Here is a 21,035-nt window from a genome sequence, read left to right as displayed (position 1 = left end):
ACCATGCTTATCGCGGTGACCGGTGCCACTGGCTACGTCGGGAGCCACGTAGCGCCTCGCCTGCAAGCGGCGGGCTATGCTTTGCGCCTGCTGATGCGCCACCCTGAACCGGCGCCGATGCCGGGAGCCGAAACGGCCCTGCTGGACCTCAGCAATGACATCACGCAAGGCTGCCTCGAAGGTTGCGACGTGTTGCTGCATCTGGCGGCCTACATACCGGCGAATCTTCGTGATCCCGCGAGTGCGGAGCAGTGCTGGCGTATCAACGCGCGGGGGACGCTCAAGATTGCTGAGGCGGCGGCGCGGGCCGGCATGCGGCACATGGTCCATGCAACGAGCGGCAATGCGTATCGGTTCGGGGACGGCAGCCCTCGCCGGGAAGACGATGCCATGATGCCGACGAGCCGTGGCTTCTATCTGGGCTCCAAGCTCCTGCAGGAGATTTACGCCAATGATATGTGCGAGCGGGCTGGTATCGGCTGCGCGACGCTACGGCTCGGTTCGGTGTACGGCGGTCCGGGCGCAACCGGGCTGGTGCCTGGCTTTCTGAACCAACTGAAGGCGGGAAAACCGGTGCGGCTTCACGGCGGCGGCTCTTTCGGTGCCGACTTCGTTCACGTGGAAGACGTTGCAAAGGCGGCTCTACTGGCAATCAAAGATCGTACCGAGGGTCCGCTCAACGTTGGATCGGGTGAACGCACGACGGTGAGAGATCTGGCCCGAACTATTGCGGACCTGTGCCAAGCTCCGGATCATTTAATCGAGGAGGGCCCGTCTTCAGCTAGTCCTGATCTCGGGTTCGCTGCGCTCGACTGCTCGCGCCTTCACGCATTGGGCTACCGTCCGCGCGCTCTGAGGGAAGGTCTGATGGAAGCTCTCTCACCTTGCGAGCCCACGCAGACCGCGCGCTGATCCCTGCCTTACCCACGCGTTCGAACGCGCTCGGCGGCAATCCACCATTGCATAGTAATAAGGCAAGCCGATCTGCCACGTCCTCCGCGTTCAACGTGGCAGCAGCAAATCCGCGGGAATTGCGGCGAGCATAATCGCTTTACCTAGCCTCCTGGCTTACCGCTGAAGAGACGTGTCCCCCTCCGTCCGCGCTGTGACGCTCCTGCACTTATGACGCATTCTGCGCGCGTTCGATGTCATGACTCGGGGATTCCATGCGCGTCGCGTTAACATCTGCTTTCGAGGCGTCTGCCGTGCCGGCCAGGCCTCAAACTGCTGCGGCTTACCGCGCGGACATCGACGGTCTTCGTGCATTGGCTGTTATCGCAGTGGTATTTTACCACGCGCAGCCGAGCCTTGCGCCGGGAGGCTTTGTTGGCGTCGACGTGTTCTTCGTCATCTCGGGCTACCTGATTACGCGTCTGCTTGACCGTGAGATCCTGGAGGGCCGCTTTTCGCTGGTGCACTTCTACGAGCGACGCGTGCGCCGGATCCTGCCAGCGCTGTTTGCAATGCTGGCGGTGACGGCAGTTGTCTCGGCGCTGCTTCTCATCCCCAGCGATTTCAGGGCGTTTGGTCGAAACGCTGTGGGCGCCGCCCTCTTTGTCTCCAACTTCTTCCTCTGGATGCAAGGGAGTTACTTCGAAGGAGCCGAAGCCAGGCCGCTGCTCCACACATGGTCGCTGGCCATAGAGGAGCAATTCTACTTGTTCTTCCCGCTTGTTCTGGCCGGCCTGAGAAGGGAATGGCCAACTCGAGTGGTTCCGGTCGTCGCTGGACTTGCCGCTTTCTCTTGTGTGGCAGGTGCCCTGGTTCTCTCACACTCCCCCACTGCAGCCTTCTACCTGCCGCAGTACCGCATATGGGAGCTGCTGTGCGGCAGCCTGCTTGCCCTGGGCGCTGTTCCAGCCTGGCCGAATGCCACAGTGCGAGAGCTGGGGGCGGCTTCTGGCATCTGCATGATTCTCGCCGCCACCTTCGGCTTTTCGGAAGGCATGCCCTTCCCAGGGTTCGCAGCCTTGCTACCATGCCTCGGAGCAGCGTTGATCATCCACGCGGGCAGTAGTGGCCAGACGAGGGTGGGCCGACTACTTGCCGCCAAGCCGATGGTCGCGGTCGGACTGATCTCATACTCCGTTTACCTTTGGCACTGGCCGCTGATCGTATTCTTTATCTACTACAACATCGATAATCCCACGCTTCTGCAGTCGCTGGGGCTGATTGCGCTCTCATTCGTCCTGGGCGCGCTGTCCTGGAGGTATGTTGAACGGCCATTCCGCCAGTCGCCCCCTCGATCATCGCGTACCGAAATACGCATGTTCACTGCCGCCGTTGGCTCCATAGCGGCTGTCTTCGCCCTGGGCTCGGTCATCTACTTGGCGCGTGGCTTTCCCCAACGCTTTCCCGAGAAGGTGCGCGTACTCTCCGCATACGCCGGATCGCAGAATGCACTCGCCGATGAATGTTCGTCTACTGGCTTGCAACTGATGCGCAGTTCGCCCTGCACCATCGGAAACCCTGCTTCAGCCTCGGTCTTTCTCTGGGGAGACTCTCATGCCGGCGCGCTGTACGGCGCGCTTCAAGAGATCTCCCGCTCCGGCCCCAGCACGATCTACGGCGCGACGCCACGCTGTCCGCCACTCCTGGGCATCGGCACGAATGCCGAGTGTATCGCGGGAAATCAGCAACGGCTGGACTACGTGCTAGGACATCCCGAAATCTCGACCGTGATCCTGGCGGCACGCTGGTCGTTGTATTCCCGTGGTCGTGCCACACGATATGGGCCCGCTGAAACGAACGCCGACTTACCGGTGCTGGAAGACAGTAACGGCACACCGTACCCACAGTTTACCGCACAAGCCCGCGAGGGACTACGACGCGGACTCTACGACCTCGTCCACACGCTGCTTGCAGCGGGAAAGCACGTCGTGATCATGTACCCCGTGCCCGAGATGGGATACGATATACCTTCGACAATGGCGCGCCTCGCTGCGGAAGGTCGAATGCCCAACGCCTTCGCTATCCCCGAACGGGGCTTTCTTCACCGCCAGCGATTTTCGATTCCGCTACTGGACGGACTCGGCAATCACCCGAACCTTAAACGCGTCTATCCGGACCGGACACTTTGCCCGTCCGATCGCTGTCTCGGTTTTGTCGATGGCACGCCCTTGTACTTCGACAGTCACCACCTCAGCATACCCGGCTCGAAACGTCTGGAGCCCGCTTTGAAGTCAGCTCTACGCGATCACCCTTAAGTTCTGCCCGTAGCGTTGGAACTCAGGCACCAAGCACCCGGTCGATCTCGGCGATTTCAGAGCGCAACCACATCGCCTCCGACAAGTTGCTGCCGCCCGAAGCAGCCAAAAGCGCCTCAGTCGCGGCCTTCTTGACCTTCAGCGACGGAAGATTGTCCGGTACGATGCCCAGTGCGATGGCGACGAGGTGCAGAGCTTCAAGCGGCTGCCCCGCGTCAAGCCTCGCCTGCCCGCGCTCCGCCAGCTTTGCGGGGCCGCCAGCCAGCTCCACCAGGTCTGCATCCACGCTGGAGCGCGGCACGCCGTACAGTTCGGTAGTGCCGTCTTCGTAATGGAACCAGCCGGAGTACTCTTCCCAGATCGTCTTGACCGCCCAGCTCGCCTTACCATGGAACTCGCCGATGGCCGCGCCTTCTAGCCAGGAGAACTCGCGCATGAGCTGGTGCACGTCTTTGCCCGCTTTCATGCCTTCCAGCGTATAATCGCGCACGTAAGTGACGGCGGCATGCATCCGGTCCAGATCCGCCCGAATACGCTCAGCCCCATAGATCGCATCACCGTGCCCGGTGACCACGATCTCGGCGCTGAGGTCGCGCACCTTATCGAGCGACTTGAGATACTGGCGCACCGACCGCGGCTTGTCACCTCGCAAGGTGCATAGGAACGGCATCGACAGCCAGACAGGTCCGAACAGGTTGCCAGTGAAGGCGATCCTTTCCCTGGGCATCCAAACCGTAAGGCCATCCACCGTCTCCCCTTCAGGCGTATGGATAATCTCGAAAGTCCGACCGCCCAGTTCAAGGGTCAGCTTGCGGTCGATCAGAATGTCCGGGATCACCAGCGGCGCCGGCTTTGGTGTCCCGCCCCGCCTCAGCGTCGAGCCCCACAGCTTGCCGCTCCTTGGCCCGAAGAATGCCTGCAGGTTCCTCATGTCGGCATTGGCTTCGACAAAGCCGGGACCGCCGATAACCTGCGTGCCCTCTTCAAGAAATTCAGGCACGCCGCCGAAGTGGTCGGCATGGCTTTGGGTCAGGACGATGAACGCCAGCGCACCCGTCCGGTGCGGCGCGAAAAGCGCCTTGTTGCGCTCCACGTTATCCATGAAGCCCGTGTTGACCATCAGGTCACCGTCGCGTGTCGTGACAAGATAAGCGTTCGAGATGTCGTTCGCCTGAAACACGAAGTCGGTGATCGCGATCGCCGCCGCCTGAGCATCACCGGAACGGACGAGATCGGCGAGCTTGGGCGCAACCTCCTGTTTCTCGTTCATCTCACGCCTCCTCGAAGCCGATCATCACCTTTGCGGACTCCGGGCGTGCGGCGACCTCCAATCCCTTCATCACGTCCCGGAACGGCAGCTTGTGGCTGATCATCGCCGCGATCTTGTCCTGCAGGCGCGGCATCGCGGCGATCACTTCGGGCATTTCGGTCGGATATCCGACAGCGGTGGTGATCGTCATCTCGCTCGTAAGCATTCGGCCTGCCGGGAACTCGATCGGTTTCATGTAGGCCGCAGTGATTACCATACGAGAGTGAAGCTTCGCCATCATGATCACGTCCGTCAGGATCGACGGGGCGCCGGCGGCATCGATATAGGCGTCCGTGCCGACACCAACGCGGCCATAGCTCGGCACCTCGCCATGAAGCCGCGCAAGTTCCTCCCGCAACTTGACCTTGGCCGGGTTGAGCGCCGCCTGGACACCCAGCGCGCGGGCCCGCTCCAGTCGCTCCTCTGACAAGTCGAGCGCCACCACTTCGGTGATGCCGCGATCCATCAGCCAGAGCAGCATGCCAAGTCCAATGGGGCCGCACCCGAAAACCACAACCTTGTCGCCCGGCTTCACCTCGGCTCGATTGACCCCATGCATGGCAACCGCGAGCGGCTCGCACATGGCGGCAACATCATAAGAAATGCCTGCAGGGATCGGCAGGATCGAATCTCCGAGTCGCGCTTCGCGGACCAGCAGTTCCTGAGTGAACGCGCCCTCCGGACCGCCTGAACCGATGTTGCCAGGTGTCATCATCGGATTAACGATGACTGGCGTGCCGATCGCGATGCCTTCCACCTCGCTGCCAACTTCCACCACGTCGCCCGCACCTTCGTGACCCAGTGCTGTTTCCGTCCCCGGGGGTATGCCACCCATCTTGATGTAGGAAAGGTCGGATCCGCAAATGCCGACCGACTTCATCTTCACCACAACGTCCTTCGGGCCTGCCACCGGACGCTCATAGGGGTCGACGCGAACGTCACCGGCACCATGGATTTTCAGCAGTTCCACTCGTTCACTCCTCGTCCCGTTTGCTATCGCTTTTACGGTCGAACCATGTAACCGCCGTCGATGGTGATGGTCTCACCGGTCATGAACGAGGACGCATCCGAACACAGGTAAGCTCCAATTCCCTCGAAGTCTGAGGGAAAGCCCGTGCGTTTCATCGGAATGGTCGGCGCAAAGTGCGCCTCAACCTGCTTCGCTCGCTCCCCCTCGCCCATCATTGGCGTCATGATCAGTCCGGGGGCGACCACGTTCGCGCGAATGCCGAGCGGCGCCAGCTCGATGGCAAGGCAACGCACCGTCGCGGCGATAGCCGACTTAGATGCAGCATATTCCATCTTGCCCGGAAGCCCCTGGAACAGAGAAAGCGAGCCGCAAGCGACGAGGCTTCCACCCGGCTCTCCAGCCTCCGCGCGCGCCTTCATGTGCCGTGCGCCCTCGCGCAAAGTGAAGAACGCCCCATGAAGCGCCGTTTTCTGGAATTCGTGCCAGTGCTCGCTCGGCATGTCGAAGACCGAGTTGTAACGCGGGCTCGCGCCGGAGTTGGCAAACACGCAGTCCACGCGGCCGAAATCAGTCATGACCTGCCGAAAGCCATCCATGATATTCTGCTCTTCCGAGACATCAATCTGGTAGGCGATGACCTTGCCTGCCCCGGCAGCTTCCAGGTCAGCCTTCGCACGCGCGCTCTTCTCTGCATTGCGGGCCCAGATTGCAATGTCTCCGCCCATCTTGGCGACACCCATGGCGAAGCCAAAGCCGATACCGCCGTTGCCGCCGGTGACCACTGTAACTTTGCCGGTGCAGTCAAACAGGCCGCTTGCCATTGCTTTCTCCTCAGATCCCGTAACGCCCCTCAGCGCTCGTTGGCCCGGAATTTCGCCTGTGGGACGATTGCGCCGCAACCCCGCCGCTCGTAGAGTTCAAGCCGGACTGTATAGCTACGGACACAATTCCGGGGTGCCGTTCAGATTCGTGCCAGCCGATACGGGAGCGACAAGACGTGAAGGACATCCCCTCGCCCGCCGCCACTGCGACGGTGGACGCTGAACTTGTAGGCAGGTCCATCACCGCTCAAATCGTGCGCTTCGACATGCCGACACCCACCGCCTCAGTCCACGCCATCGAAGATCGCTATCACCTGAACATGTGCCTCACGCCGCGGCCGCTCTCCAGCCGCGGAGGCTATGCCAAGCGATGGGGGCCGCACCGGCTGGAACGCTTGGGCGACATCTTCCTGCTCCCACCGGGAGAGTCGCTGTACATACGCGGCGGAAGCGGGCGGCAAGCGTCACTGATCTGCCACCTTGACCCTGCTTTGGTGCATGGACTCGCCGGGCGCCCGCTGGAGTGGAGTGACCAGCATCTTGCGGGGACACTGGACATTGCCAGCGCTCGCGTCCGTGCGATCCTGTTTCGCCTTACCGAGGAAGTGCGCCATCCGGGTCTTGGGTGGAAGCGCATGCTGGACTTCCTGGCCGGCGAACTCGCACTGGAGTTGGCGCGGTATTCCCTAGAGGTTGCCGAGCGGCCAGCAACTGGAGGTCTTTCCGGTTGGCGCCTGCGGCTGATCGACGAACACCTGGCAGAGGATACCCGCGCGCCGACGCTTCAGGAACTGGCGGACCTGTGCAGTATTTCCGTGCGCCAGCTCACCCGTGGTTTTCGCGTCAGCCGCGGCTGTTCGATCGGTGACTACATCCAGCAGCGCCGGATGGAGGCCGCCAAACGTATGCTCATGGCGGGCGAAAGCGTGAAGGCGATCGCCTTCGCCATGGGCTTTGCTTCCCCCTCAAGCTTCACGTTCGCATTTCGCCGGGCTGTCGGTGCCAGCCCCAGTACGTTCCGCAATCGCCAGGGCCGGAGTATCGCAGACACTGCTCGACAGCGCGGGTAATGTCCTGATTTCAACATAACGTCCCGGCTCGAGTCGTAATCCGCATTGCCAGCACCTGCCACCGCCGGGTTAGCTCACATGCGAGAGCCCGAAGGCAGCGAGAGGGAAAGAGGGACCATGGCGCAGCAACACCTGCACGCAGACGCAATCGTCGAGAACGCAGTCAGATCCGTCGGCATGGCCACGTTCGACAGTGAGAGCTTCCGCGAAGGTCTGGCGGTTCTCATTGAAGATGTGAACGCCGGTATCGACAAAGGCTGGTACATCGATAGCGGCGTGGCGCAGATCGAGAAGGACTGCCTCCACTACCTCACGAACCGGCTGAAGGTGGCCGACTACCTGCGCCAGAATTCGGAGCTGGAAACCCGCAAAATCGAGCGCCCCGTGTTCGTCATGGGCGTGCCGCGCACCGGCACCACTCTGCTGTCCAACCTGCTCGCCGCCGACCCGGCTCGCCGCTCACCGCTCACCTGGGAGATCGACGATCCGGTGCCGCCCGCCACCGGCGAGACGCTCAAGTCCGATCCGCGAGCGCTGGCAAGGCTGGAAGCCGAGCGCAAAATGCTCGAAGCCATGCCCGAGGCCGGCAAGTATTACCGTTCCTCCGCCATTTACCCGAACGAAGACGTCTTCATCATGGCCGGCGACTTCAAGACGCTGATGATCGAGTCCAAGGGCCGCCTGCCCGCCTACAGGGACTTCATCTTCGGCGCCGACATGACCAGCGCCTATGCCTACCATCGCAAGTTCCTTCAGGTGCTGCAGGACAAGGCTTCGGGCGTGTGGAACCTCAAGATGCCCAGCCATGCGCTCTATCTTGAGTACCTGTTTGCCGAATACCCGGATGCCCGCGTGATCTGGACGCACCGCGACCCCTACTCGGCCGCAGCTTCGCTGTGCTCGATCATTTCGCTTTCGCACCGCCGTCACTTGGGTGCGCCAGACATCGAATGGCTGAGCCAGAACTATCCTTGGCAGGCCGCCGAGCACGCCAACCGGATCATGGACTTTCGTGACAAGTTCGGAGAGGACAAGATTATCGACGTTCACTACGATGGCATGTTGGACGATCCCATCGGCACGATGAAAACGCTCTACAAAGCGCTGGGTGACGAATGGACGAGTGAAGCCGAGGCCGGCATTCAGGGCTGGCTGGACGACAATCCGCAGAACAAGTTCGGCAAGCACGAGTACAAGCTGGCTCAGTACGGGCTGACCCAGGAACAGCTCACCCGCCTCTTCGAACGCTACCTAGCGCGCTATGACGTAGCGCGGGAAGGCTGACGATGCTGGAGGGGCTGCATTACCAGAACGCCTATGTCTGCGACGATCTTGAAGCCGGCATAGACCTGTTCCGCGGGCGGGGCCTGAAGAAAGAGCCGATCATCATCTCCGTCGACCAGGAAGTGATGACCCCCGCGGGTCCGAAGCGCCAGAAGAGCCGGATCTGCTTCATCTGGATCGGTGATTTGCAGTACGAGTTGATCGAAAGCGAGATCGATGAAGTTGGCTTGTACGCGAACTGCCTCTCCAACGGCGGCCCCTTGCGTTTTCACCACGTGTGCTTCCGCATCGAGGACTGGGCTGACTTCCGCTCGCGGGTGGATGGTCAGGAGTTTCCCATCGCGATGGAGCGCGGTGGCACGCAGGACGGCGACCTCAAGTTCCTTTACCTCGATGCCCGCAAGGTCTTCGGGCACTATCTCGAATACACGTGGATGCCGAATAGGACGTGGCAACAGATCAAATCGATGTGAGGCGGTAAGATCCTCCTTCGCTCATGGGAGGATCGTCGCGCCTCAGCCGATCATTATCAAACTGGCGTTGCCACCTGCGGCAGTGGTGTTCACCGATAGCGAGACTTCCTCCAGCAGCCACTCGCAACGCCACCGCCCACTCTCGTCCGCGGCATGCACCGGAATGATGGCCCCCGGCAGTTCCGATGCGATCCGAACCGCTTCGCTCACTTGTGCCGCATTGCCTTCCGCCAGCACTCCAGCAAGCGGCTCATTATTACCTCGAAGGGCTGCGGCCAAGCCCGGCGGCAGATCGGCCGGCAGCGCCATGCCCTCGACAGTCGCGCAGTTACCTGTCGCCAGCACCGCAGCTATTTGGGCGTAGAGCCCCTCTTTGCTGACCGGCTTGAGCAGGATGCGCCCACGCGGGTGCAACGTGTAGACGTTGCGCTCGCCGACCGGTCCCGGCAGCATCATTTCTACGCCTAATGCGGTACCCTGGTCATAGCGCCTTGCAGTGGCTGCAGCCGTGCTTTCGCCTCGAGCTTCCAGCCATTCGGCAAATTCCTGCAGCCGAGAGCTGTGGGGTCCTGCAATCGGTGGCAGCCCGGCCGGCCGGGTCACGAGGCGCCCCAGATAGAGCGGCCCTCCTGCTTTGGGGCCTGTACCCGAAAGCCCACGCCCACCGAACGGCTGCACGCCAACGATTGCCCCCACCATGTTACGGTTCACATAGAGGTTTCCTGCTTTAACGCGCGATGTGACCCGTGCGACGGTTTCATCGAGGCGAGTGTGCAGCCCGAAAGTCAGCCCAAAGCCCGTGGCGTTGATCGCATCGCACAGGGTGTCCATGTCTTCGCGGCGGTAACGCAGCACGTGCAGGACCGGACCGAAGACCTCCCGCTCAACATCAGCGATCCGGTCGATCTCAATGATGCTAGGTGCCATGAAGGTACCGCGCTCTGTCTCTGAACCCATCGGCAGACGCTCGATCCGGTGCCCTCGGGCGCGCATCGTCTCGACATGACGCTCAAGGCTGTCACGTGCTTTGGCGGTAATAACAGGGCCAATGTCGATATTGAGGCGATCCGGATTACCCACGCGCAGTTCCGCCAGAGCGCCTTTCAGCATGCCCAGCACGCGGTCTGCGCAATCCTCCTGCAAGCACAGGATGCGTAGCGCCGAGCAACGTTGCCCGGCACTGTCGAACGCCGACGTTATGACATCGGCCACGACTTGCTCGGCCAAGGCCGAGCTGTCGACGATCATCGCATTCTGCCCGCCCGTCTCAGCGATCAGCGGAATGGGCTTGCCCTCGGGCGAGAGCCGCTGCGCCAGCTGTCGCTGGATCAGCTGCGCCACCTCGGTCGAGCCGGTGAACATGACGGCGGTAGTTTCCGGCGCCGCAACCAGCGCCGCGCCGATCTCGCCATCGCCAGGCAGCAGCTGCAGCGCGTCAGAGGGCACACCCGCTTCGTGCAGCAGCCGGACAGCCTCGGCCGCGATCAGGGGCGTCTCCTCGGCCGGCTTGGCGAGCACCGGATTTCCCGCGACTAGAGCCGCGGCGACCTGGCCGGTGAAGATCGCCAGCGGAAAGTTCCAAGGGCTGATGCAAGTGACGGGGCCTAGCGCCTTTTGCGCAGGGCCCATCGTGGATCGTGCTTGCGCCGCATAGTAGCGCAGAAAGTCGATCGCCTCGCGCACTTCGGCAATGGCGTTCGCTGCCGACTTGCCTGCCTCGCGAATGGCTAGGCCCATCAGCTGCGGCATACAATCCTGCATCGCATCGGCACACCGCTCCAGCACGGCGGCGCGGTCTGCGACCGGCACGGCGCTCCACGTTGAAGCTGCAGCTATTCGCGCGGCGTTTCGCGCCTGATCGACACTGGCTTCGATAACATGACCGACCAGATCGCGGCGATCAGCGGGGTTACGGACTGCCCGCTTACCTGTCAGAGCTTGCGGCGGTGCAGCGTGCCAAGGCACCTCCACACTGTCCCTGAGCGCATGCGACAACTGCTTCAGAGCGGACTCGTCGCTGAGATCGACCCCCGCTGAGTTCGGCCGCTCGGGATAGAGATCGCGTGGCAACGCAATCAACTCGTGCCGAGCTCCAGGTCGGGGAATGGCATGCATGACTTCGGCGGGGTCGGCGATCATGTCTTCGATGGGCACTGCGGGATCCGCAACCCGGTGGACGAACGAGGAGTTTGCCCCATTCTCCAACAACCGCCGCACAAGGTATGCTAGGAGCGTTTCATGCGTCCCCACGGGCGCGTAGATGCGACAGGGGCGGTCGAGTTTCTCCTTGGGAACGACTAGGCCGTAAAGCTGTTCGCCCATGCCGTGCAGACACTGAAACTCGTACTGGCCAAATGTGAAATCGGGTCCGGCCAAGTGGTAGATGGTCGCCAGCGTTTGTGCATTGTGAGTGGCGAACTGCGGGAACACGGCGTCTGTGGCAGCCAGCAGCTTGCGAGCACAGGCGATATAGGCAACATCGGTGTGCAACTTCCGGGTGTAGACAGGAAAATCGACAAGTCCGTCCACTTGCGCCCGCTTGATCTCGGCGTCCCAGTAGGCACCCTTGACCAGTCGCACCATGATCCGCCGCCCCGCGCGGTGGGCCAGGTCGATAATCCAGTCGATCACAAAGGGGCAGCGCTTGCCGTAAGCCTGCACCACGAACCCCAAACCGTCCCAACCCGCAAGCCCGGGATCAAGCGCCAGGTTCTCCAGCAGCTCGAGTGAAAGCTCCAGCCGATCGGCCTCTTCTGCGTCGATGTTGAAGCCGATGTCATAGCTCTTGGCCAGCATCGCCAACCGTCGGACCGATGGCAGCAACTCGTCCATGACACGCTCGACCTGCGCCCGCACGTAGCGCGGATGGAGTGCCGAAAGCTTAATCGAGATTCCCGGCCCACCATAGATACCGCGTCCGGCAGAAGCCTTGCCGATCGCGTGAATGGCCCGCTCGTAATCGCGGTAATAGCGTTCCGCGTCGGCCGCGGTTGTCGCTGCTTCTCCCAGCATATCATAGCTGTACTGGAAACCCCGCGCCTCCATCGCCTTGGCGCGCTGCAGCGCCTCCTTGATGGTCTCGCCAGTGACGAACTGCTCCCCCATCATCCGCATCGCGAGGTCGACGCCGCGCCGGATGACCGGCTCGCCCGCACGCGCCACCAAACGCGTCAGGGCCGTGCTCAGACCCCGATCATCCACGCTGCCGACGAGCTTGCCGGTCACCACCAACCCCCACGTGGCGGCGTTGACGAACAACGACTTACCCCCGCCCAGATGCGCCGCCCAATCGCCATCGGCGATCTTGTCACGGATCAGCGCATCGCGGGTGGCGTTGTCTGGTATGCGCAGCAGCGCCTCGGCAAGGCACATCAACGCAACACCTTCCTCGCTAGATAGCGAGTACTCCTGCACCAGCCCGTCGACCGGCGATCCCTTCCGATGCGTGCGCAATGAGGTGACGAGATCGCGTGCCGTGGCGGCAATCGCGGTGCGAGTGCTTTGGTCGATTGTCGCCGCTTCGAGCAAAAGCTTCATCGCCTCCGGTTCGGGACGGCGATAAGCTGCCGTGATTGCCTGACGAAGAGGCGAAGGGGCGCTCAGCGGAGGAGCGAAGTTCATGAAGGCGGCGGCTTGATCCATGCATGAACTATAGCCCACCTGACTGTAGCATTTCAGACTTTCCTCCTCCCCGTAGCGGCCGAATTGACCTACTATGCAGGCTGTAGCAGGCAAAATGAGCTGAAGAGATGAGCAGTACAGTCGATCTGGATGACTTTGATAGAAAGATCATCCTTGCTCTGCTTGAGGATGGACGGATCACCGTCACCGAACTTGCCAAGCGGATCGGCTTGTCCAAGTCTCCCTGCCAGGTCCGTCTGCGTCGGCTGGTGGATACCGGCGTGATCCGCGGCTTCACCGCTCTGGTAGATCCGGCAAGACTTGGCCTCGACCATGTCGCCTTCGCCGAGGTGAAGCTATCCGACACGCGTGAGGCGGCGCTCAAAGAGTTCAATTCGGCAGTTCAGCGCATCCCTGAGGTGGAGGAATGTCACATGATCGCCAGCAGCTTTGACTACCTCCTCAAGGTACGCACGCCCGACATTCGCCGATACCGCATGGTCCTGGGAGAGAAGATCTCGAGTTTGCCGCATGTAGCGAGCACATCCACATTCGTTGCCATGGAAACGGTCAAGGATCTCGGCGGCTGATCATTTGTCCAAAGTGGCCTGCGGAACTGAACGAAGCGCCAGTCATTGTGATCGCACGCAAAAAGAGCGGAAACTGATGACTGAGACACTCGATAGCTCGCTGCATGATAAAGCCTTGGCGCGAGCCGAGAGCATGCTCACGCTGGCCTGCAAGAAGGACCTTAAGATCGCCACTGCAGAGAGTTGCACGGGCGGTTTGATCGCCGCGCTGCTAACCGACATACCCAATTGCAGTCACGCGTTCGAGCGTGGATTCGTCGTCTATGCACCTGTGGCGAAGTCTGAACTGCTCTCGATCCCTCTTGAACGCATCGAGCGCTTTGGGGTGGTCAGTAAAGAGATTGCGGTCGACATGGCGCTGGGGGCTTTGAAGGCGTCCCACGCTGACATCGCCGTTTCCGTTACCGGCTATGCTGGGCCCGGCGGATCGGACGACGAGGAGGGCTTGGTCCACCTTGCTTGCGCGAGGCGTAACTATCCAACCGATCACCGGGAGGAGCATTTCGGGCCGGTGGGTCGGGCGAGTGTACGCCGCGCCACGATCGATGTCGCACTCGATATGCTGCAACGCGCCGTCGAGGCATAGCAGACGGGCCGGCACAAGAGTACCGGCCCTGCAAGTAATGTCTCAACCGGAGGCTATTACTTCCTGCGCTCGCTTGGTTCACTGTCATCAGCCGCAGCGCCCGACGTGTTCTTTTTGGTATCCTGCCAGCGATCCACCGGGTTCGAAGCTTGTCCGGTGACATTGCGACTGTCTACCGGCTCGTATTCGCCCCGACCTGTGCGCGGGTTCTCTTCCTCGCGCCAAGACTTCTGTGGGTCACCTTTCGTCCCGACGACCCTGCGCGAGTCCTTGGGTTCCAATTCTCCGCCACCTGGCATGACGCTTCTCCTCTTTTATGGTGAGCGCCTCAAGCAGCGCCCAGGTCACAAGGAGCAAGCGAATATCCGGCAGGAAAGTTGCGACGAGTCCCTTCCCAAGAAACACAAAGCCGAAGCGCTTATGCCGATCTCAGCTCGCGTCCTGCGCCAGGGCAAGGTCAATTCGGCAGCGCAGGCCCTCTGGGTGAAAGTCGATTTCGGCGCGCCCGCCCATCTCTGCGGTAAGGCCGCGCTCGATAAGCCGCGTACCGAACCCCTTGCGCGTCGGCGGTGTCACTGGCGGACCGCCCTGCTCGTGCCACTTGATCACGAGAGAGCTTTCTCCATTCGCTACAGGCGTCTGTTCCCAAGTCACCCGGACTCGTCCTTTGTCGTTCGACAGGGCCCCGTACTTGATCGCATTGGTGCTCAGCTCATGCACCGCCATGGTGAGTGCCACAGCGTTTTGCGGCGCAAGCAGCACTTCGGGGCCCGATATCTCCGCACGAGCCGCATCCGAGCCGGCCGCAGCAGCGATCGCCATGCGAACGGTCTCGCCAAGCAACGTGGGCTCCCAATTGCGGTCTGTCAGCAGGTCATGCGCAGTTGCGAGGGTCTTTAGGCGAGCATCGAAAGTCGCGCGGGCGACGCCGGTCGGGTCCACACTGCGGAAGGACTGCGCGGCGAGACCCTGCACGATCGCCAGCGTATTCTTGACCCGGTGGTTAAGCTCGTTGATCAAGAGTTCCTGGCGCTGCATCAGCAGAAACTCGTCGGTGACGTCGTGCCCTTGAACGAACACGCCGCTGATGCTGCCGCCGGCACCATGAATCGGCTGGTAGATGAAATCCAGAAAGCGCTTCTCCAGAACCGCTCCTTCGGACCCAAGCAGGATCGGCTCGCCGCGCCCGAAGTATGGCTCTCCACTTTGCCGGACATGGTCCAGAATAGCGACGAAGCCTTGCTCCACCACCTCCGGCAGCGCCTCCCCCACCGGCTTACCGATTATGTCACGCCCTCCTATTAGACGGTGGTATGCCGCATTGGCGAGCTGGAAATGGTGCAGCGGACCGCTCAGCACGGCCATGAATCCGGGTGCCTGCTCGAAAAGGCGGCGCAGTCTTTCGCTCTCTGCCAGCAGGTCGGCATTGCGCGCCTGAACCGCGCTGGCACGCTGAACGACGCTCATTTCCTCCCGCAGACGACGCAGGCCTTGCAGTTCGGTGACATCGACCGTGTGCTGAAGAACGAAGGCGACAGCGCCGTCATCGTCCAGCAACGGTGTGTGAGTGGCGCTCCACAAGCGCTCTTCCATGGTTCCGTCGGGATTAACGATGTCATAGCGGATCAGCGCCAGCTCATCCGGCTCCCCAGTCGCGATAACACGCTCCAGCGACCCTTTGAGCATTTCATAGCTTTCCGTGCCGGGCGCGCTGGGAAAGGCCTTGAACATCGGCACCCCGGTAATCTCATCCCGCGTGCGCATCGTTGCTCGAAGGTAAGCATCGTTCATCCAGACGATCTTCATCGTCCGGTCGACTACGACGTAGGGATTAGGAGAGAGGGTGCACAGCGCTTCGAACTGAATTGGCAAGTTGGTGCCCCGTTCCTGGGGTTAGTAGTTGGATCGCACGCCTGCGTGGGACCAGCGAAATTGTCAATGAAAGCCGCCGACTTGAGATGATTGGCAGGACCTCGTTTGTCCGGCGCTGCGAAACGACGGCGCAACTGTCACCCGCCTGCTCCTCCAGATGAACATCTCCCGTCGGCACGTGCCCTGACCGCGACAAGCCGTTGAGCTGAACGCAACTAGCGGCCAACGCCCCCGGTTAATCCCACGACAGCAGAGAGACCGGCTTCACGTCGGCCTCCCAGCTGCTCGGATGAAGGGTCGCGCACTCCTGGCGCGATCCGCACCCCAGCAGGAGCTACAAATGTCAGGGCAAGCCAGAAACGGGCTATGGGCCACGGCAGGACTTGCCGGCCTCATGGTCGCCGCAGGCGCGGGCGCGGTCCTTACCGCGCGCAGTGCACGTGAAAACAAGAAGCGCGAGACGTCGCCGGACGATGCTCCCGGCTTCACCGCGCGTCGTGGATTTGGCGCGTACGACGTAGACGGACGTACAGTCACCATCGCTCGTCCCCGCCAGGAACTCTACAGTTTCTGGCGCGAGTTCGAGAACCTCGCTACCTTTATGGAAAATGTCGTCTCCGTGCAGCGGACGGGCGACAATGGCCGGGCCGTGTGGACGATCCGCGCACCCGCCGGCAAGACCGTGGAAGTGGAGACAGAGATCGTGCGGGAACAGCCCGGCGAATTGATCGCTTGGCGTTCCGTCCCCGGGTCACAGATCGACACGGAAGGCCGCGTAACGTTCAAGGATGCGCCGGGTGAGCGTGGCACGCGCGTCAGTACGCGCATCGCCTACAAGCCGCCCGCGGGTGAACTTGGTCGCGCCGTCGCGAAGCTCTTCATGCGAGAGCCTCAGGTTCAGGCGCGTCACGACCTCAAGCGTCTCAAGATGCTCATGGAAGCGGGCGAAATCGCCACTTCTGCCCGGCGCAACGATCAGACCCGCGCCGCCAAGCAAAACTCTAAGCAAGAGGAAATGGCCTGATGCGCGCTCTAACCTGGCAAGGCACGCATGACGTCCGTGTCGAAACCGTCGACGATCCCGAGATCATCAATCCACGCGACGCGATCATCAAGGTCACGTCCACGGCGATCTGTGGCTCCGACCTGCACCTTTACGATGGCGTCATTCCCGGAGTGATGTCCGGCGATGTCCTTGGCCACGAGTTCATGGGAGAGGTTGTCGAGACAGGGCCCAAAAGCACGCTCCAGAAGGGGCAGCGCGTTGTCGTTCCTTTCACGATCAGCTGTGGTCAGTGCTTCCACTGCAGCATGCTGGAATATTCCTGCTGCTCGAACTCCAATCCGGTTGAGAAACAGGACATGTCGGCCAATCTGTACGGCCATGCCATGGCGGGCCTGTTCGGATACTCGCATATGACCGGCGGCTACTCAGGCGGGCAGGCCGAGTACGTGCGCGTCCCCTACTCCGACGTTGGACCGATCGTCGTGCCGGATCACATGGACGACGACACTGTCCTTTTCCTCTCCGACATTCTGCCTACCGGCTGGATGGCGGCGGAGAATGCCGAGATTCGGCCGGACGACACGATTGCGGTGTGGGGCTGCGGCCCAGTCGGGCTCTTTGCCATCCAGTCGGCGCTGTTGATGGGCGCATCGCAAGTCATTGCCATCGATCACTACCCGCACCGTCTCGAACTTGCGCGCAAGCTTGGCGCCAAGGTCGTCAACTTCCGTGAGACCAACGTGCTGGAAGCGCTGATGGACATGTCGGGCGGCATAGGCGTCGATGCCGTCATCGATGCGGTCGGTATGGAGGCCCACGGTTTCGCAATCGAAAACATGCTCGACGTGGCGAAGCAGAAGATCGGCATGGGTGCTGACCGCACAACAGCCTTGCGCGAAGCTCTCATGGCGGTGCGCAAGGGCGGCCGCGTTTCGGTCCCGGGTGTCTACGGTGGCCTTACGGACAAGTTCCCGATCGGTGCTGTCATGGAAAAAGGCCTGCAGCTCCGCACCGGACAGACGCACGTCCAGAGGTACACAAAGGATCTTCTTGCCAAGATCGAAGAAGGCAAGATCGATACCACCTTCCTCATCAGCCACCGACTTCCGCTTGAGCAAGCGGCTGAGGGCTACAAGAACTTCAAGCAGCAGCAGGATACCTGGACCAAGGTCGTCCTCAAACCCGGAATGGAGAACGCTTGATGAGCAAGCGCAGCATCGACGCGCTGGAAGGCTTCGTCGTCATCACCGGGGCGTCGAGCGGCATCGGACTGGAGCTTGCCCGGCGTGCGGGCGAGGACGGCGTTTCGCTTCTGCTCGTCGCCGACCGCGACCTGAGCGAGGGCGAAGCCGCCGCCAAAGCTGCCGGTGCCAAGGAGGTGGAAACGCTCGTTTGCAATCTCGCCACGGATGCGGGAGTGGAGCAGGTTGTGGCCGCAATCGGCTCCCGGCCCGTTTCCGCACTGTTCGCCAATGCAGGCCAAGGCCTCGGTCATGCCTTCCTGGAACAGGACTGGGAAGAGGCGCGCAAGGTCATCGACACGAACGTGGTCGGCACGGCGCACCTGATCCACGCCGTGGGGCGTCAGATGCGGGCACGAGACGAAGGACGCATCCTGGTGACAGGCTCCATCGCGGGGCACATGCCGGGATCGTTCCAGCTCGTCTACAACTCCACCAAGGCCTTCATCAACAATTTCTGCATCGGCCTTGCCAACGAGTTGAAGGAGACCAACGTCGTCGTCACCTGCCTGGAGCCGGGGCCGACTGACACAGAGTTCTTCGAACGCGCCGGTTTGATGGACACGAATGCCGGACAGTCAGACAAGGCAGATCCGGTCAAAGTCGCTCACGATGGCTACAAGGCAATGCTTGCCGGCGACGACGACATCGTCAGCGGTTTCATGAACAAAGTGCAGGCGGTGTTCGGCGATATCCTGCCGAACGACATGGTTGCCCAAATGCATCGCAAGTTCGCAAAGCCAAAGCACGGCGGCAGTTAGCACGAGACGGATTGCGGCGCCTTTGATCAAACCAAGGCGCCGCAGCTTTACAAGCCGAAGGGATACGTATCGTCTGCGCCCGGACTATTCGGCCCCGGAAGAGGCCGAACGGCCTGCGTCTCATCGAACCACACCCAGGCATCGAATTGTTTGGGCAGCACTGCTTCTGAATAGTGATTCCAGCGCTCGGTCTTAGGCCGGTAGATCACACCGATGAAGCGTTCGAGCCGCTCTTCCTCCAGAGCGTCAATCGTTTGCGCGTTGACCTCATCGCGTAGGTCCAACAGGAACCGCGCCACACCAGATGCGTGGCACAGGTACTCATAGCTATCGGGGCGCGACGGATTGACCGGCTTCACTTCCATAGGACCATCCCAGTCGGTTGCCGCCGCCACCGTTCCGCAATGGGTACCGAAGCCAACCAGACGCACCGCGTCGCCATAATATTCGCGGCAAAGCTGCCCAAGGTTCAACTCGTCGCGCTCGCGGCCCATGGCGGTATGCCGAGCATCACCCAAGTGGCTGTTGTGCGCCCAGACTACCGCCTTTGTATCCGGCCCCTTCGCCTTCAGGAGCGCGTCGAGCGTTTCGAACATATGGGTATCGCGCAAGTTCCAGCTTTCAGCGGCGCCGTAGTACATCGCACGATAGTAAGCCTCTGCGTTAGCAACGAGGCGGGCATTTTGTGCAGCGTCCAGAAAGTCATCGCCGTCTGATCCGGCAGACTCACGGACTTTGGCGAACATATCCTTCAACTGAGCGACGACCGCTTGTTCACAGCGCGCATATCCCTCCACAAGGGCCACGCGGCCATAGTCCGCAGGCTCAGATTGCCACGGTCGCAAGCATCCATAGCGTTCGCGCGCGACAGCCGCGGCTTCCGGGTCGACGCGGTCGAGGTAATCGATCACCGCCCGCATTGAGCCACCCAGGTTGTAAAGGTCCAGCCCGTAAAATCCGGCACGAGTGTCGGGCTCGCGGCCCGCATTGAAGCCGCGCATCCACTCGACGAACCCCGCAACTTCCTCATTGCGCCACATCCAGGTGGGAAAGCGTGAAAAGGCCGGTTCAGGCAGAACAGCCGGCGGCTTGTGGCGCACATGGCGGTCGATGCTTGCAGCGTCTGGCCAGTCGGCTTCTACCGCGACGATCGTGAAGCCATGCCGCTCAATCAGCCGCTGCGTGATTGCGGCGCGAGCGAGGTAGAATTCACTGGTGCCGTGGCTTGCTTCTCCCAAGCACACGATCCGGGCATCGCCTAAACGGTCGAAAGCATGAGCAAAGGCCGGATCGTCAATGTCGGGAAGCGACTCTGCGGCAGCAGCGATCAGGGCTGCGGTTGCCTGTACATCGTTCATTGGGTGCGCGCCTCCACAGCTGACCTATCAAACCTCACGCCAGGGTCAGCAAAGTCCCGATAAACGCGAAGAGGACGAACAGGACCAAGCCACCGATGAACACTGCACGCCGCCGTTTGGAGTTCAGAATGATCTCACCCCCACGGGCGTCTTTTCCGGATATCCGGATCTGTTCGCCGTCTTCTTCTGTCACGATAACGCTCCTCAATGCAGGTCAATCAGGGTTCGCTGGGCACTTCGCCCTGAACAGCAGCAGCACCAGCCTTACGCATTGTATCCTGCGCGTATGAGCCTGGCTGACCCACAGGGGCCGCGGTCTCTCTCTCTCGCAGTTGGTCGGCCCGCTCCTCGATCACCTCGGCAGCCACGGGGCCGCTTTGCTCTGCAGCTTCGTCCAACTTATCGGCCACCCTGTCGGCCGAGGTTTGCTCTCCACCGCAGGCGGCAAGAGCGAATGTGAGGGACAGGAACAATGGAGCTCTTAGAGCGGAATTCGAAACCGTGTTACGCATGGCAATTGTCGCGTCTGGCGCGCCTCTGTCTGTAGGGTCCTTCCACAGAAGCGGATAAGTCTACGGATCGTTCCGCTCTATTTCACTCTCAACGCTCATGCGCGTACCGCCGGAACTCAACTTCGACGCAGCTACCAAGATCTTCGAAGCTCCAGCGCGCTTCCGACTCATAAGAAAGTAAACTCACGGTGCGGGAACAACAAACCCGTTTCGGCTCGTCTTGGATCAATGCCGCTTTGACGCACACCGGACTGCCTCCGGAGAACCTGAAGGGCTGCTGGTGCACTTGTTACACGTGGGCAACGAAAAGCCACCAAGACCAACTAAAATCCTCAGAACACGAAGGAACGTTCAC

General features: G+C 61.4%; 19 protein-coding genes. 10 read left to right on the top strand and 9 right to left on the bottom strand.

What is annotated here, in order from left to right; all coding sequences use genetic code 11:
• The first annotated feature begins 3 nt into the window (after window positions 1-3).
• A complete protein-coding gene (locus tag ABVV53_RS14640) occupies window positions 4-912 on the top strand; it encodes an NAD-dependent epimerase/dehydratase family protein (RefSeq protein WP_353985167.1) in 909 nt (302 codons plus the stop codon).
• Window positions 913-1,205: 293 nt separating this feature from the next.
• Entirely contained in the window at window positions 1,206-3,206 is a 2,001-nt protein-coding gene (locus ABVV53_RS14635; protein WP_353985166.1) for an acyltransferase family protein, read from the top strand.
• 22 nt (window positions 3,207-3,228) lie between these two features.
• Here the strand turns inward: ABVV53_RS14635 and ABVV53_RS14630 are convergent, their stop codons facing one another.
• The 3 genes from ABVV53_RS14630 to ABVV53_RS14620 are packed head-to-tail and all read right to left on the bottom strand — an operon-like array spanning window position 3,229 to window position 6,306.
• Window positions 3,229-4,476 carry an MBL fold metallo-hydrolase gene (locus ABVV53_RS14630; protein WP_353985165.1) on the bottom strand — a complete coding sequence of 416 codons (1,248 nt, stop codon included), beginning with the start codon at window positions 4,474-4,476 and terminating at the stop codon, window positions 3,229-3,231.
• Between the two features lies 1 nt (window position 4,477).
• Window positions 4,478-5,485, bottom strand: coding sequence for a zinc-dependent alcohol dehydrogenase (locus ABVV53_RS14625; protein WP_353985164.1), 1,008 nt, complete (start codon window positions 5,483-5,485; stop codon window positions 4,478-4,480).
• A 32-nt stretch (window positions 5,486-5,517) separates the two neighbouring features.
• Window positions 5,518-6,306: an SDR family NAD(P)-dependent oxidoreductase gene (locus ABVV53_RS14620; RefSeq protein ID WP_353985163.1), complete on the bottom strand. Its 789-nt coding sequence runs from the start codon at window positions 6,304-6,306 to the stop codon at window positions 5,518-5,520.
• 176 nt (window positions 6,307-6,482) lie between these two features.
• Between ABVV53_RS14620 and ABVV53_RS14615 the strand changes: the two genes are divergently transcribed.
• From ABVV53_RS14615 to ABVV53_RS14605, 3 genes are all read left to right on the top strand, one after another.
• On the top strand, window positions 6,483-7,376 hold the full coding sequence (locus ABVV53_RS14615) for a helix-turn-helix domain-containing protein (protein ID WP_353985162.1): 894 nt from the start codon (window positions 6,483-6,485) through the stop codon (window positions 7,374-7,376).
• A gap of 117 nt (window positions 7,377-7,493) precedes the next feature.
• Window positions 7,494-8,660: a sulfotransferase family protein gene (locus tag ABVV53_RS14610; protein WP_353985160.1), complete on the top strand. Its 1,167-nt coding sequence runs from the start codon at window positions 7,494-7,496 to the stop codon at window positions 8,658-8,660.
• A 2-nt stretch (window positions 8,661-8,662) separates the two neighbouring features.
• The gene (locus tag ABVV53_RS14605; protein ID WP_353985159.1) at window positions 8,663-9,133 is read left to right on the top strand and encodes a VOC family protein; all 471 of its coding nucleotides are present in this window, start codon (window positions 8,663-8,665) and stop codon (window positions 9,131-9,133) included.
• A 42-nt stretch (window positions 9,134-9,175) separates the two neighbouring features.
• Here ABVV53_RS14605 and putA read toward each other — a convergent pair whose 3' ends face one another.
• The gene (gene putA, locus ABVV53_RS14600) at window positions 9,176-12,775 is read right to left on the bottom strand and encodes a trifunctional transcriptional regulator/proline dehydrogenase/L-glutamate gamma-semialdehyde dehydrogenase (protein ID WP_353985158.1); all 3,600 of its coding nucleotides are present in this window, start codon (window positions 12,773-12,775) and stop codon (window positions 9,176-9,178) included.
• A 107-nt stretch (window positions 12,776-12,882) separates the two neighbouring features.
• Here putA and ABVV53_RS14595 point away from each other — a divergent pair, with 107 nt between their 5' ends.
• Both ABVV53_RS14595 and ABVV53_RS14590 read left to right on the top strand, forming a co-directional pair.
• Window positions 12,883-13,344, top strand: coding sequence for an Lrp/AsnC family transcriptional regulator (locus tag ABVV53_RS14595; protein ID WP_353985157.1), 462 nt, complete (start codon window positions 12,883-12,885; stop codon window positions 13,342-13,344).
• Window positions 13,345-13,420: 76 nt separating this feature from the next.
• Window positions 13,421-13,930, top strand: coding sequence for a CinA family protein (locus ABVV53_RS14590; RefSeq protein WP_353985156.1), 510 nt, complete (start codon window positions 13,421-13,423; stop codon window positions 13,928-13,930).
• Between the two features lie 56 nt (window positions 13,931-13,986).
• Here ABVV53_RS14590 and ABVV53_RS14585 read toward each other — a convergent pair whose 3' ends face one another.
• Together ABVV53_RS14585 and ABVV53_RS14580 are read right to left on the bottom strand one after the other, a co-directional pair.
• Window positions 13,987-14,229: a hypothetical protein gene (locus ABVV53_RS14585; protein WP_353985155.1), complete on the bottom strand. Its 243-nt coding sequence runs from the start codon at window positions 14,227-14,229 to the stop codon at window positions 13,987-13,989.
• A 130-nt stretch (window positions 14,230-14,359) separates the two neighbouring features.
• Window positions 14,360-15,802, bottom strand: a complete 1,443-nt coding sequence (locus tag ABVV53_RS14580; protein ID WP_353985154.1) for a sensor histidine kinase — start codon at window positions 15,800-15,802, stop codon at window positions 14,360-14,362.
• Window positions 15,803-16,142: 340 nt separating this feature from the next.
• Here ABVV53_RS14580 and ABVV53_RS14575 point away from each other — a divergent pair, with 340 nt between their 5' ends.
• The 3 genes from ABVV53_RS14575 to ABVV53_RS14565 are packed head-to-tail and all read left to right on the top strand — an operon-like array spanning window position 16,143 to window position 18,810.
• The gene (locus ABVV53_RS14575) at window positions 16,143-16,826 is read left to right on the top strand and encodes an SRPBCC family protein (RefSeq protein WP_353985153.1); all 684 of its coding nucleotides are present in this window, start codon (window positions 16,143-16,145) and stop codon (window positions 16,824-16,826) included.
• On the top strand, window positions 16,826-18,010 hold the full coding sequence (locus ABVV53_RS14570) for a zinc-dependent alcohol dehydrogenase (RefSeq protein ID WP_353985152.1): 1,185 nt from the start codon (window positions 16,826-16,828) through the stop codon (window positions 18,008-18,010). The genes ABVV53_RS14575 and ABVV53_RS14570 overlap by 1 nt, the downstream gene beginning before the upstream one ends.
• Window positions 18,010-18,810, top strand: coding sequence for an SDR family NAD(P)-dependent oxidoreductase (locus tag ABVV53_RS14565; RefSeq protein WP_353985150.1), 801 nt, complete (start codon window positions 18,010-18,012; stop codon window positions 18,808-18,810). The genes ABVV53_RS14570 and ABVV53_RS14565 overlap by 1 nt, the downstream gene beginning before the upstream one ends.
• Window positions 18,811-18,857: 47 nt before the next feature.
• Here ABVV53_RS14565 and ABVV53_RS14560 read toward each other — a convergent pair whose 3' ends face one another.
• From ABVV53_RS14560 to ABVV53_RS14550, 3 genes are read right to left on the bottom strand one after another with little or no spacing between them, the layout of a single operon-like run.
• The gene (locus ABVV53_RS14560) at window positions 18,858-20,168 is read right to left on the bottom strand and encodes an erythromycin esterase family protein (protein WP_353985149.1); all 1,311 of its coding nucleotides are present in this window, start codon (window positions 20,166-20,168) and stop codon (window positions 18,858-18,860) included.
• A 34-nt stretch (window positions 20,169-20,202) separates the two neighbouring features.
• A complete protein-coding gene (locus ABVV53_RS14555; RefSeq protein ID WP_353985148.1) occupies window positions 20,203-20,361 on the bottom strand; it encodes a hypothetical protein in 159 nt (52 codons plus the stop codon).
• 25 nt (window positions 20,362-20,386) lie between these two features.
• Entirely contained in the window at window positions 20,387-20,641 is a 255-nt protein-coding gene (locus ABVV53_RS14550) for a hypothetical protein (protein ID WP_353985147.1), read from the bottom strand.
• Window positions 20,642-21,035 lie beyond the last annotated feature (394 nt).

This window comes from Novosphingobium kalidii, from assembly GCF_040534015.1.
GTDB lineage: Bacteria > Pseudomonadota > Alphaproteobacteria > Sphingomonadales > Sphingomonadaceae > Novosphingobium > Novosphingobium kalidii.
Note: the sequence above shows the minus strand (reverse complement) of the source record. Positions and strands in the feature narration are given on the sequence as shown.

What these genes read in the sequence shown, in the direction of transcription:
- ABVV53_RS14565 (WP_353985150.1), top strand. Translation starts at nt 18,010, where the DNA reads ATGAGCAAGCGCAGCATCGACGCGCTGGAAGGCTTCGTCGTCATCACC.
- ABVV53_RS14590 (WP_353985156.1), top strand. Translation starts at nt 13,421, where the DNA reads ATGACTGAGACACTCGATAGCTCGCTGCATGATAAAGCCTTGGCGCGA.
- ABVV53_RS14605 (WP_353985159.1), top strand. Translation starts at nt 8,663, where the DNA reads ATGCTGGAGGGGCTGCATTACCAGAACGCCTATGTCTGCGACGATCTT.
- ABVV53_RS14595 (WP_353985157.1), top strand. Translation starts at nt 12,883, where the DNA reads ATGAGCAGTACAGTCGATCTGGATGACTTTGATAGAAAGATCATCCTT.
- ABVV53_RS14560 (WP_353985149.1), bottom strand. Translation starts at nt 20,168, where the DNA reads ATGAACGATGTACAGGCAACCGCAGCCCTGATCGCTGCTGCCGCAGAG.
- ABVV53_RS14640 (WP_353985167.1), top strand. Translation starts at nt 4, where the DNA reads ATGCTTATCGCGGTGACCGGTGCCACTGGCTACGTCGGGAGCCACGTA.
- putA (WP_353985158.1), bottom strand. Translation starts at nt 12,775, where the DNA reads ATGGATCAAGCCGCCGCCTTCATGAACTTCGCTCCTCCGCTGAGCGCC.
- ABVV53_RS14630 (WP_353985165.1), bottom strand. Translation starts at nt 4,476, where the DNA reads ATGAACGAGAAACAGGAGGTTGCGCCCAAGCTCGCCGATCTCGTCCGT.
- ABVV53_RS14585 (WP_353985155.1), bottom strand. Translation starts at nt 14,229, where the DNA reads ATGCCAGGTGGCGGAGAATTGGAACCCAAGGACTCGCGCAGGGTCGTC.
- ABVV53_RS14570 (WP_353985152.1), top strand. Translation starts at nt 16,826, where the DNA reads ATGCGCGCTCTAACCTGGCAAGGCACGCATGACGTCCGTGTCGAAACC.
- ABVV53_RS14575 (WP_353985153.1), top strand. Translation starts at nt 16,143, where the DNA reads ATGTCAGGGCAAGCCAGAAACGGGCTATGGGCCACGGCAGGACTTGCC.
- ABVV53_RS14620 (WP_353985163.1), bottom strand. Translation starts at nt 6,306, where the DNA reads ATGGCAAGCGGCCTGTTTGACTGCACCGGCAAAGTTACAGTGGTCACC.
- ABVV53_RS14610 (WP_353985160.1), top strand. Translation starts at nt 7,494, where the DNA reads ATGGCGCAGCAACACCTGCACGCAGACGCAATCGTCGAGAACGCAGTC.